Annotated in this window: 17 protein-coding genes and 1 pseudogene; 7 read left to right on the forward strand and 11 right to left on the reverse strand. The window is 66.1% G+C overall.

Annotated elements, in window-relative coordinates; translation table 11 throughout:
• Positions 1 to 2: 2 nt before the first annotated feature.
• The 9 genes and pseudogenes from ACIBK9_RS49755 to ACIBK9_RS49795 all read right to left on the reverse strand — a co-directional run bounded on the left by ACIBK9_RS49755 (position 3) and on the right by ACIBK9_RS49795 (position 8,129).
• Positions 3 to 1,037: a serine hydrolase domain-containing protein gene (locus ACIBK9_RS49755; protein WP_397166270.1), complete on the reverse strand. Its 1,035-nt coding sequence runs from the start codon at positions 1,035 to 1,037 to the stop codon at positions 3 to 5.
• Positions 1,038 to 1,403: 366 nt separating this feature from the next.
• Positions 1,404 to 1,469 (reverse strand): annotated as a pseudogene (locus tag ACIBK9_RS49760) (hypothetical protein); the annotation flags it as partial.
• Positions 1,470 to 1,499: 30 nt separating this feature from the next.
• Positions 1,500 to 2,204, reverse strand: a complete 705-nt coding sequence (locus ACIBK9_RS49765) for a glycosyltransferase (RefSeq protein WP_397166272.1) — start codon at positions 2,202 to 2,204, stop codon at positions 1,500 to 1,502.
• The gene (locus ACIBK9_RS49770; protein ID WP_397166273.1) at positions 2,201 to 2,743 is read right to left on the reverse strand and encodes a dCTP deaminase domain-containing protein; all 543 of its coding nucleotides are present in this window, start codon (positions 2,741 to 2,743) and stop codon (positions 2,201 to 2,203) included. Before ACIBK9_RS49770 ends, ACIBK9_RS49765 begins: the two co-directional genes overlap by 4 nt.
• Positions 2,740 to 3,273, reverse strand: a complete 534-nt coding sequence (gene dcd, locus ACIBK9_RS49775) for a dCTP deaminase (protein ID WP_397166274.1) — start codon at positions 3,271 to 3,273, stop codon at positions 2,740 to 2,742. The genes ACIBK9_RS49770 and dcd overlap by 4 nt, the downstream gene beginning before the upstream one ends.
• On the reverse strand, positions 3,270 to 4,484 hold the full coding sequence (locus ACIBK9_RS49780) for a metallophosphoesterase (RefSeq protein WP_397166276.1): 1,215 nt from the start codon (positions 4,482 to 4,484) through the stop codon (positions 3,270 to 3,272). The genes dcd and ACIBK9_RS49780 overlap by 4 nt, the downstream gene beginning before the upstream one ends.
• Positions 4,481 to 5,797 (reverse strand): hypothetical protein, encoded by a 1,317-nt coding sequence (locus tag ACIBK9_RS49785; protein ID WP_397166278.1) that lies wholly within the window; start codon positions 5,795 to 5,797, stop codon positions 4,481 to 4,483. The genes ACIBK9_RS49780 and ACIBK9_RS49785 overlap by 4 nt, the downstream gene beginning before the upstream one ends.
• A 1,040-nt stretch (positions 5,798 to 6,837) precedes the next feature.
• Positions 6,838 to 7,227, reverse strand: coding sequence for a hypothetical protein (locus tag ACIBK9_RS49790; RefSeq protein WP_397166279.1), 390 nt, complete (start codon positions 7,225 to 7,227; stop codon positions 6,838 to 6,840).
• 14 nt (positions 7,228 to 7,241) lie between these two features.
• A complete protein-coding gene (locus tag ACIBK9_RS49795; RefSeq protein WP_397166280.1) occupies positions 7,242 to 8,129 on the reverse strand; it encodes a hypothetical protein in 888 nt (295 codons plus the stop codon).
• 143 nt (positions 8,130 to 8,272) lie between these two features.
• Here ACIBK9_RS49795 and ACIBK9_RS49800 point away from each other — a divergent pair, with 143 nt between their 5' ends.
• Entirely contained in the window at positions 8,273 to 9,892 is a 1,620-nt protein-coding gene (locus ACIBK9_RS49800; protein WP_397166281.1) for a carbamoyltransferase, read from the forward strand.
• A 29-nt stretch (positions 9,893 to 9,921) separates the two neighbouring features.
• Here ACIBK9_RS49800 and ACIBK9_RS49805 read toward each other — a convergent pair whose 3' ends face one another.
• Both ACIBK9_RS49805 and ACIBK9_RS49810 read right to left on the reverse strand, forming a co-directional pair.
• A complete protein-coding gene (locus ACIBK9_RS49805; RefSeq protein WP_397166283.1) occupies positions 9,922 to 10,233 on the reverse strand; it encodes a hypothetical protein in 312 nt (103 codons plus the stop codon).
• A gap of 26 nt (positions 10,234 to 10,259) precedes the next feature.
• Positions 10,260 to 11,231, reverse strand: a complete 972-nt coding sequence (locus ACIBK9_RS49810; RefSeq protein ID WP_397166284.1) for a carbon-nitrogen hydrolase family protein — start codon at positions 11,229 to 11,231, stop codon at positions 10,260 to 10,262.
• Between the two features lie 17 nt (positions 11,232 to 11,248).
• Here ACIBK9_RS49810 and ACIBK9_RS49815 point away from each other — a divergent pair, with 17 nt between their 5' ends.
• The 6 genes from ACIBK9_RS49815 (at position 11,249) to ACIBK9_RS49840 (ending at position 19,319) form a co-directional block, all read left to right on the forward strand.
• The gene (locus ACIBK9_RS49815) at positions 11,249 to 13,888 is read left to right on the forward strand and encodes an ATP-binding protein (RefSeq protein WP_397166286.1); all 2,640 of its coding nucleotides are present in this window, start codon (positions 11,249 to 11,251) and stop codon (positions 13,886 to 13,888) included.
• A gap of 694 nt (positions 13,889 to 14,582) precedes the next feature.
• Positions 14,583 to 15,404 carry a hypothetical protein gene (locus ACIBK9_RS49820; protein ID WP_397166288.1) on the forward strand — a complete coding sequence of 274 codons (822 nt, stop codon included), beginning with the start codon at positions 14,583 to 14,585 and terminating at the stop codon, positions 15,402 to 15,404.
• 347 nt (positions 15,405 to 15,751) lie between these two features.
• Positions 15,752 to 16,093: a hypothetical protein gene (locus ACIBK9_RS49825; RefSeq protein ID WP_397166290.1), complete on the forward strand. Its 342-nt coding sequence runs from the start codon at positions 15,752 to 15,754 to the stop codon at positions 16,091 to 16,093.
• A gap of 429 nt (positions 16,094 to 16,522) precedes the next feature.
• A complete protein-coding gene (locus tag ACIBK9_RS49830; protein WP_397166291.1) occupies positions 16,523 to 16,948 on the forward strand; it encodes a hypothetical protein in 426 nt (141 codons plus the stop codon).
• 191 nt (positions 16,949 to 17,139) lie between these two features.
• Entirely contained in the window at positions 17,140 to 18,219 is a 1,080-nt protein-coding gene (locus ACIBK9_RS49835) for a DUF4192 domain-containing protein (protein WP_397166293.1), read from the forward strand.
• A gap of 62 nt (positions 18,220 to 18,281) precedes the next feature.
• Positions 18,282 to 19,319: a DUF932 domain-containing protein gene (locus ACIBK9_RS49840; protein WP_397166294.1), complete on the forward strand. Its 1,038-nt coding sequence runs from the start codon at positions 18,282 to 18,284 to the stop codon at positions 19,317 to 19,319.
• The last annotated feature ends 83 nt before the right edge of the window (positions 19,320 to 19,402 follow it).

Below are 19,402 nucleotides of genomic sequence, written 5' to 3' on the forward strand. Positions count from 1 at the left end.
GCCTACGCGAACGCCAAGGCGCGGAAGGCGTTGCGAATCTCGGTCAGCGGCTGGCGATCGCGACCGAAATAGAGCTTGTTGGTCAGCAGCGCCGCCCATCGATCTTGCTTGGGTGAGATCCACATCCCGGTCCCCGTGAAGCCGTAGTGGACGAAGATGCCGTCAGCGGGATCGGTTCCGGCGGCCGGGTGCCAGAACAGGCCGCGCGCCGGCTGTAGGTCTCCTGTGTGCACTTGGAGGGACTCCTGGGTCCAGGCGGCGCCGAACCCCCGCCCGGGGCTGGGAGCGAGCAAGTGCCGCAGGTACTGCGCCAGATCAGGCAAGGTGGAAAAGGCGCCGGCGATTCCGCACACCTCGCCGAGCAGCCGGGCTGAGAAGTCATGGGGTGTGCCCTTGAGGTGTCGGCCAGATTTCTCGTCGTATTCAGTGGGGGCGCAGCGCTCGATGAGGGTGGGGGGAAGCGGCCCGAAGCTGGTGGTGGTCATGCCCATGGGGCGCCAGATGTGCGCCTGAGCGAGTTGGTCCAGCGGAGTGCCGGCGAGATGTTCGGCGAGGAAGCCCAGGATGAGGGCGGCCCGGTCGGTGTACTCGACGGCCTGGCCGGGTGGGTGGTGCAGGGCTTCGCGAAGGACGCCGTCGCGAATCTGGCGCGGGTCGCTGCCGTAGAGGTTCTTGAGGTTGGCTCGCAGGGGCAGGCCCGCGGTGTGGGTGAGGAGCTGGCGTACGGTGACGGGGCCCAGCTCGAAGCCGTCCAGCTCTGGCATGTGAACCGAGAGCGGGTCGTCCAGGCTGAGGCGTTTCTGTTCCCAGAGCATGCCGATGACCGACCAGACGGCGATGATTTTGGTGAGGCTGGCGACGTCGAAGACGGTGTCCTGGGGCATGGGGTGGTCCGGGTCGCGGGGATCGAGCAGGCCGCAGGAGCCGGTGAGTTGAGTGCCGCCGGCGTCGCCGACCGCCCAGACCGCGCCGGGATAGACCTCCTGGTGGACGCCCTGCTGGAGGAGGTTCTCGATGCGGTCGGAATCGGGCGTCATGATCTCCCTCTCGGTGGGTGGCTGCAGTTGCCAGCGTAGTAACGGACTCACACGATGGTCGGCGAGCCGCACGGATGGGGCGGTCAGGTGATCTGGGCGCCCAGTCTGGAGAGTGCCTGGGCGGTGCTGCTGATGGGGAAGCGGCGTGCGTTGGCGAGACCTGCGGTGCTCAGCTCGGCTCGCGCACCTCGATCGTGTTTCAAGGTCTTCAGCGTGGAGGCGAGCGCCGCTGGGCGGGTGAAGTCGGTCTGGAGCGCCGTGTCGCTCAGGACGTCGGTGAGACCGGGGACGGGCTGGTAGAGGACGGGGTAGGCCGCAGGCTTGTGCTTCGACGGCGACCAGGCCGAAGGCTTCCAACGTGGTGGACGGCACAGCGAGTACGTCGTGATCGCTGAAGGCGGCCCACAGCTGAGGACGATCGAGCCAGCCCAGGTAGTGATGATCACAACCGCATCGGCGAAGCTATTCGGCGAATCGCGCGTACTCGTGGACCGGGGCCGCGATGCTCAAGGTCATGGCACTGATGTCCGCACATGCCGCCGCCAGGGCAGCAACGCCCTTCTCGGCTGTGAGCCGCCCCGCATAGAGCAGGCGGAAGGGCTCGTCGCTCGATCTGCACGGTCTTGGGAGCTGCTGCAGAAGCTGGTCGGGGATGCCCCACGGGATGTGTTCCACCTTGGCGACGTCCAAGTCTGGGACCATGTCACGCAGGCCGTCGGCCATCGCGGGCGTCGGCACCACGATCGCGGTCGCCCAGTGGGCGCTCTGCCGCAGGACTTGGCGCTGCGTCGCGTTGGAGGTGGCGCATAGCAGGTCGGTGCCGTGGACGAGGGCGATAGTCGGACGCCGGGGGAGCGCACGAAGCAGCGCAGGCGTGGCGCCGAGGGTCAGGTGCTGCAGATGTGCGACGGCTCCGTCGTCAGGCCTGAGGACGCTGGCCATCGCGGTGCTGAGGGCATGGACGTAGGTCCAGAAACGCGGCCCGGTCAGGCACTTGGCCTCGACCTTCAGGGCTTCGAAGGGCGGCGCCGGCGGACTGCCGTTGTCCAGCATGAACACGCGTGCGGAGATCAACGGCTCTGCGCCGCCATAGAGATCCTGGAGCAGCTCGACGCTGCCGTCGGCGCTTCCCAGTGGGAGGTCCAGAGCGGTGACGACGGGGTTCATGCGTGGCCTCCGCCAGAGCGGATCTCCAAGTAGAGACGGGAGACGTCGATCCCGGTGCTGGCGGTGTACTTGCTGCCGTGCTCCTGGTAGCTCGCTGAAGCGCCATAGACGTGGAGGAACACGAGCTTGCCGAAGGTCATGCCGGGATAGACCCGGACGGGACGTGCGACCCTGATCTCCAAGGTCCAGGGGATGGCGTGCCCGGTGTGGCCGAGCGGGGCCGAGACATGGACCCAGATGCCCAGGGCCCCGGTGGTGCGATTGCCGTTGAGAAGCTGGGCGTAGCGCTCTGACCAGGTCCGCTCGTGGGTTACGCCGAGGTAGAGCAGACCTGGCGAGAGTGCCATGCCGGTTTGGGGGATGGCGAGTTCCTCGAAGTCGGCCGGGCGGGCGACGTCCAAGGCCCCATCGCAGATCCTGATGCGATCGCCCAGGCGCCAGTCGTAGGCGTTGGGAGACAGCCGCCGAGGATCGTAGGGGTCGATGGTGATGTGGCCCCGATCGATCGCGGCGCCGATGGCAGCTCCGGTCAAGATCATGACGCACCTGCCTTCAGCCGGTCGCGCCAATGCTGGGACGGTTGTGGGCCAATGGAGTCTTGATACTTGCCGCGATACAGGGCGACGGCGCCGGCGGACACGAAGAACATGATTTGTCCGATCTTCATGCCGGGGTAGACCCTCAGCGGGCGTACAGGGGAGAGCATCAGGGTCCACTGGCCGTGGAAGCCGAGGTCGCCGATCGGCGCGGTGATCTCGACGAACAGGCCCAGCCGTCCGACTGACGATCGGCCGAACAGCAGTGGCACGAAGGTGTCGGAGCCGACCTTTTCAACGGTATGACCGAGGTAGAGCTCCCCTGGCAGCAGAACGTGACCTTCGCTGCCGATCGTGACAGCTTGCGTGGGGTTGACCTCGTAGGCGTCGATCACGGGCGCGGTGTAGGTCAGCAAGGTTGGCCCGAGCCGGATGTTGTAGCTGTTGGGGTTGACCTGCTCGGGGTTGAACGGGTGGATTCTGATGCGGCCGTCGTCAGCAGCGGTGCTGATCTCAGGCCCTGTGAGAATCACCGGACGTCGCCTCCTTGCCCCGTCAAGATGGCCTGTACGGCTTGATCGAGCGGCAGCTTCGGCCCCCTCCAGTGCCCGCCGAGGAAGGTGTCGGCCAGGTACTGGGTGGTGATGGTCCGCCGTGGCCGCCTGACGCGTGGATCACGAGCGACGACGAGCGGCCCAAGCGGGAGGGCGAGCTCGCCGAGAAACGCATCCCAGGTGCGGGTCTCCGGCAACGTGGCGTAGACAAGCTCGTTGGCGTGCGGCTCGATAGCCAGGAGGTCTCTTTCAAGGAGAACGCTGCCGAGGGGAGCCGGACGGAGGCAGGTTTCGTTTAGGACGACGGCCTCCACCTGGAGGTGCGAGCGGAGCTGTCGCGCGATCTGCGTCAAGAGCTCCCTGCGGTCGAGGGGCATATCGCGGAAGGGCATGGCAAGAGCGCCGAGTGGCATGGCCAGGCGATCCGACAGGGCCTGGATCTGCGCGCTCAGACGAGCCACGGGATCGGTCACGGCAGTGGGCTCCGTGAAGACCTGAGCCCGTGCGGTCCAGTGCCGGCCATCGGGGGCGGCTTCCGCATAACCCGCGCTCATTTCGTAGCCCTTGACCACGATCGTGTCCTTCACGCGCACCGGCCCGTACTGCTCGCTGTGGCAGTGACCGGAAAAGATCACCGAGATGAACGGGCAGGCGGCGGCCAGGGCAAGGTCGCTCTGGAAGCCGGAGTGGCTGAGCACGATCCAGTCGTCGATGTCCTCGGCGTACCGGTGCCAGAGCGCTTCGAGGGCAGGGGCAGGTGGAAGGACGGCGTGATCGCTGCGATCTGCGAGAGGGATGGTGAGGAATGCCTGTTCGCCGAGTACGGCGGTCACGCCCACCCGCCGGCCACCGATCTGCGCGATGTGGAGCGGCCGGAACAGCGGTTCTCCCGTGCCGGCGTCGATCGTGTTGGCACACACACTGAGCGAGCGGATGTCGGGGTCGAGATGGTGTCGCCAACCGTGATTGCCGGGTGCGATGACGTCGTAGAGCAGCACCAGAGCCTGCCGCTCGATGTACCCGCCGCCGAGCCGGTAGTAGCCGCTACCTTCGAAGAAGTCGCCGCAATCGACCACCAACGCCCGATCACGAACCGCGTGCAGGTGCGCGAGCATGGGCAGCGACCGGTCGAAGCTGGAGTGAACATCGGTGGTAGCCACGATGCTCTCCAGTACGCGATGACTGGTCATGCTGCCTCCTCAGTGATGTCGGCGCCGAGCAGTCGCAGCTTTCTCGGCAGATTGGCATGCCCGCGACGTAGTTGCGCCATCCCTCGTACGGTGGTCACCCCCGTGGCCGTCAAGGCAGCGATGATGAGGGTGGACCCGCTGCGGATGTCGTTGGCCGTCACTTGGGCGCCGACGAGCCGCTGGGGGCCTGAGAACCGGCACTGCGTCGCCGACAACTGTTCGATGACGGCGCCGAGCCGGGCAAGTTGCGGGATCAGGTTGCCGTGCCGTCCCGGGTTGATGGCGTCGGCGAACAGGTGCACTCCTGGCGCCCCCAGGGCCACGGCCATCAGCGGCGGCTCGAAGTCCGCGTCCAGCCCGTCCGGTGACAGGGACGCGACCGCGCGCAGCGGCTGTCCGCTCAGTTGAGTGTCGATGGCCTGCACCGTCAGCGTGTCGGCGCTGGCGTCTGCAGGGATGCCGAGCCAGTCGAACGCCTCGATCGCAGGCAGGACGTCCATCGCCCGGACTCCCTTGATCACTGCACATCCCCGGCTCACCGCTACCGCGCAGGCCAGCGTGACTGCCTCGACCTTGTCCCCGGGCACCTCCCAGAGGAGCGGACCCCAGACATCGTCGGACGGTGGCACCAGATTCACCGCGACCTCGTCCCCGCACACGTCCCAGCCGGCTTCCCGAAGGAACGCCATGATCTCCACCACCTCAGGCGACAGGTTCGGCTGGAAGAGAGTCAACCGGCAGCGGTCGACGACCGCCCGGAGCATGGCCGCCACGGTGGCGCCCCGGGACCGGAACGGCAGTGAGATCTCCATCGAGATCGTCCTGGGCGCTGCCCTCTGAACCTGATAGCCCTCGCTGTGCAGGAGTACTCGATCCGCGAAGGCCTCGTAGATCCGGAAGTGCAGATCCATGCCCCGTTCTCCGATGGCACAGCCGCCGGGCCATGGCAGGCGTGCTTGTCCGCAGGAGGCGAGGAGTGCGGGTACCAGGTAGTACGAGGCGCGGATGCGTCCCGCGTCGGCGAGTTCCGGCGGTTGTCCATTGAACGAGATGGGCTGAATCACCACCTCTTCGGGATTGGTGACCGATCGGGCGACACTGTAGCCGCACTGCTGGAGAAGATCGAGCATGGTCTGCACGTCCTGGCACTGCGGCACGTTGCTCAGGTGTACGAGTCGTCCCACCGCCGCGGCCGCCGCGATCAAGGGAAGAGCGGCGTTCTTCGAGCCATCGACTTGAATAGAGCCGACCAGCGGCTCTCCGCGGCGAATGGATACCGATTCAGCGACTGACAAAGCCGAGGACTTGGTCATCTGGGATCCCTTTCTGAAAGCAGCCGTACCGATTGAACTGGTACGTCGGAGGACTTGACTGCTGTCAGTAGATGACCTGCGACTCAATGCTGTCAGGATGACAAGTGGGGACATGCAAGGACGTTGAGACGCATCGGTGCATCGAAGCCGACCGAGGACCTCATAGATGATCATGGAGCTGTCCTCGGCTCTGGGAGCGGCTCCTTCGGCCCACCACACTAGTGCTGCACATCGTCAACTATCGCGAGCCGGCTTCGCTGCCCCAGGTGAGCAAGTGATCGTGGTCGGAGCGGGCAATTCAGCAGTTCAGGTCACCCAGGAGTCGACCAATCAGCTTTGGGGTGCAGAGCGCCGATGGCCGCCCGTCCCAGCGCCATGGTCTGTCGCTGACTCACGCCGATCTGGGTTATCCGGGCGTGGAGTGGCAGCGCACGTCCTCCAACACGTTGCGCGGCGTCGGCGCCCCCTGCCCGGCGAGTGCCGGGTTACCAGCAACGACTGCCTGCCGCTGGACCGCATGGAGCATCCGCCCAACTCTCTGGTGTTGGATGGCGACCGCTACCGCCGCGCCCTGCGCGCGGGGGCTACCGACGGTGCACCATTCCCGAACCGGCCGACCGCGTCGTCCCCGGTTGTGGTGTGGCAGTCACGGTGGCCGTCCTCCGTCCTTCGGCGCGGCCGACTACCGCGCCCGCTCAGCCGTCGAGCGGGGCATCAACCGAATCAAACGCCATCACGGTATGGCCACCGGTACGACAAACTCGCCGTCCGTTACGAAGCCGCCGGCCACATCGCGGCTATCAACGACTGGCTCACAATCCTTCGAGACATGACCTAGCCAGCCCCGAATCTGCCGGTAGAACTGAGGTGAACGCGCAGGAGCGTCGCCGCTGCCTCGTGTCGCAGGCACCGTGATCTTAGTGCCCTTGGCTGTTCCGCTCCGGTCTGGCAACACCAGCCAGCCACATATCCGGATCATGAGCCGCGCCGCTGAGGATGAGCTGCCCGCGGCAACAGAGGTTGCGGGACGGAACCACCGGTCAGAAGGAGACGTCACCCGTGACGGTGCCGATCGTCACGACTTTGCCGACCTCGGCATTGCCGTAGATCTGCGTGACCATCCGGCCCGCCGCCGGATCCGCCATCCCCTCCCCAATGAGCTCCGCCAACGTACGGCGAAATGCAGGATCGGAGGCGGCGTGACGATCGAGGACCTCTGCCAGGGACCTGGCCGCCTCTGGCACGTCATTGCCCGCCTCGACACCGGAGATCACCTCTTGCGCGGAGTCGTCGCCGGAGAGGCGATCGCGCACCAGCTCGACGAGCCGTTTCATTCCGTTCCAGGTTTCCCGCCCCATCTCTCCCGTGACACCGTCGATAAGTTTGGAGAGGAACAGGGTGGCAGCGGTGAGAAACACGGGGTCGATCATTTTCTTCCCTTCCCTCACACCTCGGCGGTGCCGGCCCATGGATTGAAGAGATGCGCGATGAGCAATGCTATCGCCCATTCGTCGGGAATCACGCTGACCGCGGCGAGAATCACTGGAGGGGCGGCCCACTGGTAGAGGCGGGACGTGTCCGTCGCGATGACGGTCTGCCCGTAGGCCAGCGCCAAGGTCACGATCAGCATGGGGAGGAAGCGAGCGTCCTCGGCGAGCACGGCCAGTACTCCGGCGCCCCAGGGAAGGATCATGACCTTGGGGTCGAACCACTTGCCCAGGTGATGCACCCTACTCGCGATCAGCGGCTGGTGGGTGACGTGAGGCTGCCCCATCAAGTCCTCGCCGGTCCTGACCGTGAGCCTGCGCGCCAGCGGTCCGACGAGCGCCACGAGCGCGAGCGGGTTCCAGGCGTAGCAGGCGGCGAAGACAGGCCCCGACTCCTTGATGCTCCCGGAGACCAGGGCGAGCCCGACACCCAGGATGGGCATCCCCTTTTGGAACGCCACCGCGGCGGCCACGGCCCATGTCATCGCCGCTGCGTCCACCAGGACCGGCCAGCGGAGGTGAATGCGCCAGACCCCCGAGAGCCCGCATATCATCAGCCCGCCCGTCACACGCAGCCGTGCATCAGGGATCCAAGGCTCCAGCCATATCGTGACCAGCACAGGCAGTGCCAGCAGGTGCAGCGTGGTGCTCCAGCGCCAGAGGGCGATCCTGTCCCGGCAGAGCGTCGGCAGCAGCCACCGCAGGGCGAAAGGCATGGACACGGGCTCACCGCGGCCGGCGGAGAGATAACGCCGTCCGTCCGGGCTGATCGCGGGGATTACATTCATCATTCCGAGGAGAACGAGAAAAGTTCCCACAGCCAGGACGATACCTATTTCGGCCATCACTTTTCCTTTTACGGTCGCCCGCGGGGGGGGGTGAAGACATGTGGGACCGGTGGCCATGCTCTAGATATGCGTTTCCATAGTGTGCATAGTGAGGAAGGCGCGGCAAGTGGGCGGAAGAGACACGCGCAACGAGGAGTCTCATGAGACCGGCAATTGGTTTCGGCGGTTCCATCCATGACTTCGCGACCTGTCTGCTGACTGGTGAGGGCCGGATCGTCGCGATCGAGGACGAGAGGCTGAGCCGGGTCCGCTACGCCGACGGTGACCCAGATCCCTGTTCCGCTTCCCTGGCCTACTGCCTCGACACCGTGGGCCCCGACATCGTCGACACAGCGACGTTCGGTGCCAACGACATGCTCATGGGCGTGCTGGGTACCGTCCTCGACGCGCCGGGCGAGCGGCTCCGCTGGATGAACCACCACCACTCCCATGCGCTGAGCACGTTCTTCACCAGTCCGTTCGAGGAGGCGGCCATCGTGGTGGCGGACGGTGCCGGGAGCGTGTCCGACGTCCCGGGACGGTCCTTGGGACGGCATGCGCGCGAGACGACCTCGTGGGCGCTCGGCCGCGGTAACCTCCTGCGCCCGCTCGATCGCGTCATCGGGGAGAAGCGTGGCACACCCGACTCGAACGACGCCGACGCCCTGATGTCGAACTCTCTCGGTGACCTCTATCGAGCGGCCACCGAGGCGATCGGCTTCGGGTTCCTCCAGGCTGGCAAGACCATGGGGCTCGCGCCGTATGGAGACGATCGGTTCGTGGACCGGTTGATGGACGCCGTCGAGTTAGAGGCCCGCGGGCACTACTCCATCGCCATGGAGAACAGGGGCGGTGTGCTGGAGATCCTCGACGGCATCCCGAACGGTCCCCTCGACGACGATTTCGACACCAACGCCGCCATCGCCTTCGCCGTTCAGTCGTGTCTGGAGACGATCCTGTTCCATGTGCTGGACGAAGTCTGGCGCACGACAGGTGACTCCGACCTCTGCCTCGCCGGCGGAGTCGCCCTGAACTGCGTCTTCAACGGAAAGATCAAGGAGCGCACCCCCTTCGAACGCGTGCACGTGGTGTACGCGCCCGGCGACGGCGGTACCGCCATCGGCGCCGCGGTGCATTGTGCGCTGGAAGAGGTGGGCAACGACCGCCCGTGGCGCCTCTCCCACTCGCCCTACCTGGGGCGTGACCCCGGAGACGACGGCCTCGACGCCTACGGCGTGCGCCTGACCGAGGAGAAACTCTGCGCCGCTGTCGCCTCTCTGCTCCATCAGGATAAGGCCGTGGCGTGGTTCCGTGGGGGCGCGGAGTTCGGCCCACGTGCCCTTGGTAACCGGAGCATACTCGCCGACCCGAGCCGCCCCGAGACGCGGGACCGGCTCAACCGCATCAAGTCGCGTGAGTGGTTCCGGCCGTTCGCCCCCGTGATTCTCACCGAGCATCTGCACGACTTCTTTCCTGGCGCCGACCCCTCGCCGTACATGCAGTTCTCTTACCCGATCAAGGAGTCGTTGCGCCGGTCGGTCGCGGCCGTGTGCCACGTCGACGGCTCGGCACGCGTGCAGACCACGGACGATGCGCACAATCCCGTCCTCGCCGAGCTGATCAGGGAGTTCCATCGGCAAGGAGGGCCCCCGGTCCTGCTCAACACTTCGCTCAACGTGCGGGGCGAGCCCATCGTCGAGACGGCGAAGCAGGCACTCGACGCGCTGGCGGGGACCGACCTCGACGCCCTGGTGATCGGTGACAGGCTGATCGTGAAGTGAGCGGCCCGGCCCCCACTGGGCCGGACAGCTCAGGAACCGAGCAGCCTGCGCAGGAGTCCGTTCGGCTTCCGCTCGGCGCCCTGTGGGGGAAGCACCTCCCCCGGTTCCTCGCGAGCCGCGTCGCCGAACCGCTCCAGCAGGCGGAGGTCCTCCGCCGCGCGCACCGGATCACAGGCGGGAAGGCGGCCGAACAGGTGCAGCCGAGCCCTGACCGTGGCGGGATGGCGGCCCAGCACGGCGCCCAGTTCGGCTATGCCCATACCGTCGTCGAACCCGTTGACCATCGCCGACTCCTGCTCGGCGGTCCATGGGAGTGCGCGTTCCGAACGTTGTGCGTGCACGCTGATCCTCTCTCTGCGCGGCGCCGTCACCGGGCTGCCTGCCGGATGAACGGCTCGGAGACCAGGCCGGAGGTGAGCAGGCCGTAGTGGGCGGGCTTGCGGAAGGCGTTCCCCCACTTGGCGCGGGAACGGTAGGCGCGGATGGAGTCCAGGTCAAAGTCCGCGAGGAATACCCCCTCACCTGCTCCGGCCTCCACCAGGAGCGGGTCGAGACGCTCCTCCCGGTCGTCGTAGACGACGGGACTGAACGCGATGGAATGGCCGTATGAGGCGTAGTTCGCCATGGCGACAGCCACCATGTTCTCGAACGCGCGGGCCTGGAACTGGTTGATGCGGATATCGTCCAGTCGGCAGGCATTGGGGGTGAGGATCAGCTCGGCTCCTTTGAGCATCAGGACCCTCGCGCTCTCGGGGAACTCCCTGTCGTAGCAGATCATCGCCCCGATGGTGACTTCGCCCACCGCGGTGGACAAAGTGGCAACGTGGAAACCGTCGCCAGGGGTGCAGGCCGCCTCGACGTCGTCGTCCAGCGTGTGAACCTTGGCGTAGGTGAGGACGGGCTCGCCCCGGCCGTCGATGAGCGTGAGGGAGTTGCGCGGAGCCCCCGGCCATTGTTCGAGGTAGGTCAGGCCGATCGCCATCTCCAGCTCCCCGGCCAGCGACATGAAGTGCGTGACAAAAGGGCCGGTGCGGGAGACTGCGAGCCGGCTCCATTCCGTCAGGTCGCTGGGAAAGGTGTAGCCGATACTCCACATTTCCGGGAAGAGGGCGATATCGGCGCCGAGGCGGCGGGCCTCCCTGCAGTAATGCTCTCCCTTGCACAGGTTCGCCTCGATGTCCAGGCCGTTGGAGAACAGCTGGAGCAAGGCCACGCGCAGCGGTCTCATTCCATCACTGTAGAAAAGGTAATGGTGTCTGGAAAGCCGGGAACGAACTACCTGGTTCTCCTTGACCTCGGGCGGGATGCCGCCGATGATCCAGGTAACCTGACGTGCCATGACCGCGGATGAGGACGATGCCCGGCGACGCAGAGACTCCCCCGGCACTGGCCACGGTGGTTACAGGTGGCCATGTCGGAAAAATCGTTAACATCGCATACGCGGCAAACGTCGCTGTTCACTCTGACTCTTTGGAGTCCGTCCCGCGCGTTCAGCAACTTCCGCCAGACATTTCTGATTTCACGGGCAGAGATGATGCTCTGGAGACGCTTGAGACTCTGCTCGTGGAGGCTCGCCCGGCCGGCGCCGCAGTCGTGATCTCCGCCATCTCAGGCAAGGCGGGGGTCGGCAAGACAGCCCTGGCCGTTCACGCGGGTCACCGGCTGAGCACCCGCTACCCCGACGGGCAGATGTACGTGAACCTCCGTGGGTACGAGTCCCAGCGCCTGAGGCCAGAGGACGTGCTCGCAGAGTTCCTGCGCATGCTCGGTGCCGATGACGCGGACATACCGGCCGACCCCGACGTACGGGAGCGTCTGTACCGTGCCAGGATCGCCGAACGTTCGATGCTGGTGGTCCTCGACAACGCTGTCTCCGAACAGCAGGTCAGGCCGCTCCTGCCGGGAAGCGCGAGATGCGGAGTGATAATCACCAGCCGGTCGCGGCTGGCAGGGCTCGACGGGAGCCGTAGCCTCGACCTTGACGTCCTCTCGGCCGAGACCGCGCTGGCCCTGCTGACCAAGATCGTCGGAACGGCGCGGGTCGAGGCGGAGCCGGAGGCCGCTGCGAGAATCTGTACGCTGTGCGGCGGCCTTCCGCTGGCGATCCGCATCGCCGGGGCGAAGCTCGCCGCCCGTCCGCACTGGCGGCTGACCCGCATGGCCGGCCGGTTGGAGGACGAACGGCGCAGGCTCGACGAACTGCGACTTGGCGACCGCGAGGTCAGGACCGGTTTCGAGCTCAGCTACGCCATGTGCGATCCCGGCGAACGGCGAATGCTGCACGCTCTTGGCCTGCTGGAGGCGCTCGACTTCGCCGCCTGGTCGGCCGCGGCTCTCGCCGGGGTGAGCCAGGAGGAGGCCGAGGATCTCCTCGACCGGCTCGTGCAATCGCAGCTGATCGAATCCATGGGTGAGGACACACGTTACGAGCTCCGCTACCGATTTCACGACCTCCTCCGCCTGTTCGCCCGGGAGAAGCTCGCGGCGGAGGAGACGGCGGACGGCCGGCGTGGCGCGCTGCTGTCGTTTCTGGAGGTCTGTAGCGACTCGACCCGGCGGGCCCTCGCCGTGCTGCCCGCGGGGGTGAACTACTTGAAGGTCGCCGAGGCCGCCATGTCCCCCCTGAAACCGCTGGCCGAGGATGCCGGGCCGACGACGGCCGAGGCGTTCTCGTGGTTCGCCGCGGAGCAGGCTGTACTGATGTCGGCGGTACGGCAGGCGTTCGCGGCCGAACTGTGGGGCGTGGCCTGGGAACTGGCCTACAGCCTTACCCATCATCTGCGGCTGCGGTCGCAGTGGCGCGACGCCGAGACCCTGTACGGCTTGGCGCTCCAGGCCTCCCGACGCTCCGGCAACGGGGGCGGCGAGGCGGCGATCCTGCGCAGCCTGGGTAATTGCTACCGTGACCAGCGCAGATTTGAGGAGGCACTGACGTCTCTGGGGGAGTGCGTCCGGCTCTACCGCGACCTCGGTCAGTCCCTCGGGGTCGCGCAGACACTGTCCAACATGGGCGACGTTTTCCTCGAACTCAACCGGTTCGACGATGCGCGCGGTTGCCTGGAGGAGAGCCTGACCGCCATCCGCGAGCTGGGCACGGCCCCGCTCATCGAGGCGTACACGATCAACAGCCTGGGTTGCGTCCATAAGGACCAGGGTGATTTCGCCCGCGCCCTGGAGCTCTTCGACGAGTGCCTGGCCATGTTCCGCGAGTACGACGACAGCGTCGGCGAGGCGTGGTGCCTGCGGTGCATGGGCGATACACAGATGGAGGCCGGGCGGCTCCGCGAGGCCATGACCACACTGCAGCAGGCGCTCTCGCTCTTCGAGGTCCTCGGCGACCAGGTGGGAGAGGGCTGGAACCAACGCAGCCTCGGAGAACTGCTCCGTGGCCTCGGCCGTTACGCCGAGGGGGAGCGGGCCGTTCTGCGCTGCCTGGAGCTCTTCCGCGCCGCCGGAGACCGGTTCGGGGAGGCGTGGGGACTGCGCGGCCTGGGGGACCACTACCGGGCCGTGGGCGACTGGCCGCGTGCCATGGCGTCTTTCGAGGAGAGCCTGGAACTCTTCGCGAAGCTGCACCCCGGGGTGTCTCGGGGCGAGGCGGCCGTGCTGATCGACCTCGGCAGGACGCAGCAGGCCACCGGCCAGCTGGAGGAGGCGCGCCACACTCTGGAGCGCTCGGCCCGGCTCTACTCAGAGATGAGGGACAGGGCTGGAGAGGCGTGGGCGCTGTGCTGGCTGGGCGCGGTTCTGGGCGAATCCGGCCTCCTCGCACAATCCGGAGGCGCGCTGGATGAAGCGTACGCACTCTTCGAGCAGATGGACATGCCTCGGGGAGAGGCGGTGATTGCCTTCCACCGGGCTGAGGGATGTGCCGCGGCGTCGGATCGGGCGGCGGCCACCGTCTGGTATGAGACTGCCCTTGCGACGTTCTCCGCGACCGGCGACGAGTGGTGGGCGATCACCACTCGGGAGCGCATGGCGCGCCACGCTCCGTGACGCACATCGTGTGATCGGTCACCGCGCCACACCGTGGTGATGTTGGAGCTGGTTGATGCCACATACTGACAAACAGGCGATCACGGAGAGTGTCGTTCCCGATCTCCGGGACCCATTCAGGACGTAGGCGACCTAGTCAGCTCACCGGGGGAGGCGGTGATGACGCGTTCGAAGGGCCGCAGTGATCGGGAGCCTGTGGCCTGTGTGAACTGCGAGGTCTTGACGTCGCGAGCGGCCTGCTTCTGGGCAGGGCACACGACCGCGGCGGCCGCCGTCTTGGACGCGATCTCTGTGCATCATGTCGTGTCCTGATAGGGCTTCGGATAGCGGTGCGAATATGCCTCCAGATTAAGTGGTAGGGGCAGGCGGTGTGTATCCCGAGGTAGCGCGCCCGTCAGAGACCTGTAGAGCGCTCCGACTCTTGGTGTGGCGGCCACTAAAGAAGGACCGGTGGGGACCCGAGGGATGGAAGTGTCAATTCGCATGCATGGATCATGGATTTGATGTAGGCCATTCCGAAAAAATTAAGGGATAAATGGATGGCGACCTCTATTTGATTGGCCGCCTGACCTGCGGAACTAGGTAAATAATCTGGTAAGCCGATTGATTTGATCTGCATTTTGCGATTGAATTGAAGTGGTCAAAAGGTGAGGTCTTCGCGATGGTGCGGAGACACAAAGAGATCGGAGTGGTCATGACCAAGGGCGCTTCCGGAAAGCACGTACCGACGACACTTCCCGGTGGGAGTCTCGCCGCCGAAGACATGGCCCGCGTCACGCCGGAGGACTGGGCGGAGATCCGTAAGCTGGCCCGTGGCTACTGTCGTACGGTCGATGCCACGCGGTCCCGTAAGCGCATGGACGGTAGCGCCACGATCGTTAAGGCCGGTCACGCCCCTTACGGCACCGACGACGTCTCTGACGACGTCAACCAGGACGCGGTTCTCCTGTTCGCTCAGCGACTCCGGGATGTGCTGAACAAGTGTCAGCCCACTGCCGAGAGCGGTTCGACGCGGGAGAGCCAGGCGTGGACGTACGTACGGCGCGACGGAACGGAGATGACCATCACGCGGACAACGCTCCAGCGCTGGGCCGTCCGCGACGCCGCGGCGCGCAACGGCTATCGGGTGGACGTGCCTCCGACCGAAGTGGAGAGCACGCCGGGAGCGCAACTCATGCGAGGACTCCCGCATGTGGAGAACGCGACGTACGCGGCTGTCTCCTTCTCCGCGGCCCAGCACAGCGCGGAGATCTTCCGGCAGGCGTTCGGCGACGGGCAGGAGTTCCCCGTTCTCCGAGAGATCATCTCGAAGGCCGAGCAAGCGGACGACCTCGGACGCGCAGGCATCCTCGCGACCGTCGCGCAGGAGCGAGAAGGCGGCGTCTACGGCTCGCGCCGTGCCGTCATCCGTGTCCGGGACGCGGCGCGGTCAGAGCTGCGCGAGCTCTCGGAGCGCCTGGACGATGCAAGGGGCAATCTGGTTCACGCGGGGGAGGATTCAGCCGTGAGCGACTGAAAAGCCTGAACACAAAGCCCTGGAGGTGACACCTCCAGGGCTTTGTGTATTCAGCGAAGAATTGTTGGGTTCGGCGGACGTCTGGGGTGGCTCGGCGGCCGTATTTAAGTGAGAGCGAATTCGCTCTCGCGCCTCGCCGAGGGTCGCCCGAGCAAGCAGCTCGGGTCGGAAAATCGAGAAGGTTCACGGACGGTTGGGGCTTGTCCGCCACCGTATTTAAGTGAGAGCCGAGTGACTTCGGCGGTCGCACTGTGCGCTTGCGCTGGTGTCCCCTGTATGGCCTTTGGTATCGCCTCACGAATGTGGTTCGGGCACAAGGTCCGATCCATGGCCGTGCAGGGGGTTACATGCAAATCAGCCTTGCCCTGGTGATCCTGATCAATGCCGAACTGGAGGCAACGGAGTTCTCCACTGGATCCAGAGGCTTCTACGTCGCAGGCGAAGTCCTCGCCGAGGAGATCCGGTACCGGGCACAAGCCCAAGCCGTGCTGGTCCGCTCTCGGAGCAACCCGGCATCCAAGGTCATGGCCACAAGAGAGGACATGATCGCCGGGCTGGCCGGCCTCGTGGCCTCTCGCCTTGTTCCACGCGAGTCCGTCAGTGGATGGAGGGGCTATCGGGCCGCTGGCAAGGTGCAGGTCGCCGGTCAGTTCTACCAAGCCAGTGTCCAGGCCGTCCGCCTGGAATGACTAGTAGATGAAGCGTCGGATGCAGCGCGGACTCCGGCTTCAGCGCCTCTCCGTCCTTGCTCCTCGTCCGGACAGTCGAGCACGGCCGTCCGGACGAGACAACACATCCAAGGGAGGTATCGCCGTTGGAGGTGATCCCCGCAGAGCCTCTGCTGATCTTGGTGCTGTGCCCGGATCTCTCGCCCGAGGCACACGCATCGCATTGCGCCTTCCGGCACCTGTTCATCCCGCCTCGGCCTGGTCTGCCAGGCGACTGGAGCGGCACCGTGACGGACCTGGACCAGATCCGTCAGCGGTTTCCGGGAGTCCTGTTTCACAAGTGCCTCACGGACGCGCTCCAGGACAGCACCCGGCGGGCCGATGCTGGCGCCGATGGGCGGGAAGCGCAGTCGTCATCACGTGAGCGCCGACCACGAGGAGGTCACCCCTATGGCCGTGCTTGACGGCGTCACTCTGCCGCCGAGATGGAGGATCACGCCGCGGCTGCTCCCCGGCTGGCCTATCGACGGTGAGCACCTGTTGGAGCTGTGGCCTTGCGGTCGCACCACCGAGGGGCGGCTCAGCTGGCTCTACCGGCTGTCCCGCTACGGACGGACGATCTTCAACGCTACCGATGTCAGCTCACCGATCGGTGTCACCTTGAGCACCGAGTCACTGATCGCCACCGGCCGGACCGTGCTGGCGTTCCTCACTCTCGGCGAGGGCGACACCGACGAGGAGTACTTCAGCCACTACACGCGGGCGCAACTGAACTGGCGCGATCAATTCGCCGAGGCTCTGTCGGGCTATGCCCTGGATGACCTCTGCGCCTACTGCGGAGGAGATCACGTTTCCCCTGGTTGTGCATCGATTTGATCCTGCGAGATGTGACCACAACCAGATAGTTCGACCTTCGGCGCGGCGATTCCGATTCATACGCCCGTCCCGGAAGGCCTCGCGGAACTCTCTTCCGTGGCCTCGCTGCGCAGCCCACGGAAACAAGCCCTGACATCCCCCTGCCCCGGCTGAACCGAGCCGGGGCTTCGTCATTCCTGGAGGCGGAAGACATGAACATCCCCACCGGTCCCGATGGTAAGGCGATCGTCCTGAGCGCGCCGTCCGACCTGCTCGCTGCCCTGCCTTACCTGCTCGGCTTCCATCCAGTGCTCAGCCTGGTGGCCATGAGCATCGGTCACACCGGATCGGTAACCAGCGTGATCCGCTACGACCTGCCGGACAGCGCCGAAGGCGTAGATCAGATCGCTGCCAACTGCCGGAGTGTCCTGACCCGAGAACGCGTCCCGGCGGCCGTGCTGATCGGCTACGGGAGCGGCGGACGGGTGACACCCGCCATGGACGCCGTCCGCGAGGCACTTCGTGAGACGGACATCAAGATCGTCGAGGCCCTCCGCTGTGATGGGGGGCGATATTGGTCGTACACGTGCTCCGACCTGGGATGCTGCCCGGTCGAGGGCACACCGTACGACGTCACGACCCACCAAGTCGCCGTGGAAGCGGTGGCCAAGGGCGTCGTCGCACTGCCCAACCGCGACGCTCTGATCGCTTCCCTCGCCCCCGTGAGTGGGGCTGATCGTGAAGAGATGCGGCAAGCCACGGCACTGGCGCGCGCTCGTGCGCATGGCCTGCTGCGGACGCAGAAGGATACGTACTGGTTCACGGAGGGACTCCGTCACATCGAAGTCTGCTTCTCTCATGTCGAGGCCAACCGTGAACTCCCAGCCGATGACGTCGCCTGGCTCGGCGTGCTGCTGACCGGCATCCAGATCCGCGACGTCGCGATGACGGAGACCGCCCGGCGAGGATACGCGGTGTGCCGGCGACTGTGGACCGAGGTGGTCCGCCGAGTCGAGCCCGAGTATGTCCCTGCCCCCGCGACCAACCTGGCCTTCATCGCTCTCGGCGCAGGCGACGGAGCCTTTGCCCGCGTCGCCGTCGAACGGGCGCTGGCAGTCGATCCTGAGTACCGGTTCGCCCGACTGATCAGCTTCGGGCTGGACGTCGGCATACCTCCCGCGCAGCTCGCAGAAGTGGACTGGGCCGCCCAGGCGCAGGTGATCGCCGAGCTCGCGGCCAAGCAGCCACTGGGAGCACGGCCGATCCTTCCTCCCCACCCCACCACGACCTGACCACACTGCCGACCCCTGGCGCCGGGCACTTGCCCGGCGCCATTCGCCTGTCAGGAGGGCACATGTCCAGGGAATCACTGCGATGGCTCAACCAGAACACGCTGATCGGCTTCACCGCCAAGCGCGGGAGCGCTTGGCACTATCGCGCCAGCGAGCAGGGCGACGAGCCGAACCACTACAGCGGGCCGATCCCCGTCGACGACGTCAAGCGGCGTCTGTTCGCCTGGACGCCGATCGAGGGGACGGTCGAGACCAGCTACGTGACCGACGACGGCGTCACCAGGATCACCGACCCCACCCGGAAGACGATCATTCGTCCTGACACCGGAACCGTCCTCGGCGTCTTCAGCCAGAAGTTCCGAGTCCACGAGTACAAGCGCTGGCTCCTGGAGAACCTCGAAACGATCCTGGACGACGAGCTGTTCATCGGGTCCGCGGGGCTGCTCAAGAACGGCGCGGTCGCGTGGGTCCAGGTCGAGGTGCCCGAGTCCTGCACGACTCCCGAGGGGATCACCTTCCGCCCCTTCCTGTCCGCGGCCACCTCTCTCGACGGCTCACTGGCGTCGACCTACCAGACAGGCGCTCAGCTGATCAGGTGTGACAACACCCTCTCCGCCTCGCTGGCCGAAGGCACCGCGAAGCGGATCAAGGTCAAGCACTCACGCAACTCTCTGCACCGGATCGCCGAAGTCCGAGACGCTCTGGGCATCATCCACCGCGTCGCCGACGACTTCGCCAAGGAAGTCAAGCGGCTGTGCCAGGTCAACGTGTCCGGTGCACAGTGGAACTCCTTCCTTGACGTTCAGACGCCGATCCCCCGCGAACGTGGCCGCAAGCGCACCCTGGCGGAGACCAAGCGGGCCGGCCTGAACCGTCTCTGGAACCACGACGACCGGGTCACTCCGTGGAAGGGAACCGCGTTCGGCGTGATCCAGGCCGTCAACACCTTCGCCCATCACGAGCAGGTCGTGCGAGGAGCCGTCCGCGCCGAACGCAACATGCTCCGCATGGTGACAGGCGGCGTGGACGAACTCGACCTGAGCACGCTCAAGACGCTGGAGAGAGTGCTCGACCGATCCGTACTTCGAAAGGCCGTCTGACGCAGGAGAGTGGGCCGCCTGAACGGCGGCCCACTCTCCACCCCCTCATGGCAGGATCGGGGGACCGCGAAGTTCGGAGGGCG

It is taken from the genome of Nonomuraea sp. NPDC050227, assembly GCF_044459705.1.
Classification (GTDB): Bacteria; Actinomycetota; Actinomycetes; order Streptosporangiales; family Streptosporangiaceae; genus Nonomuraea.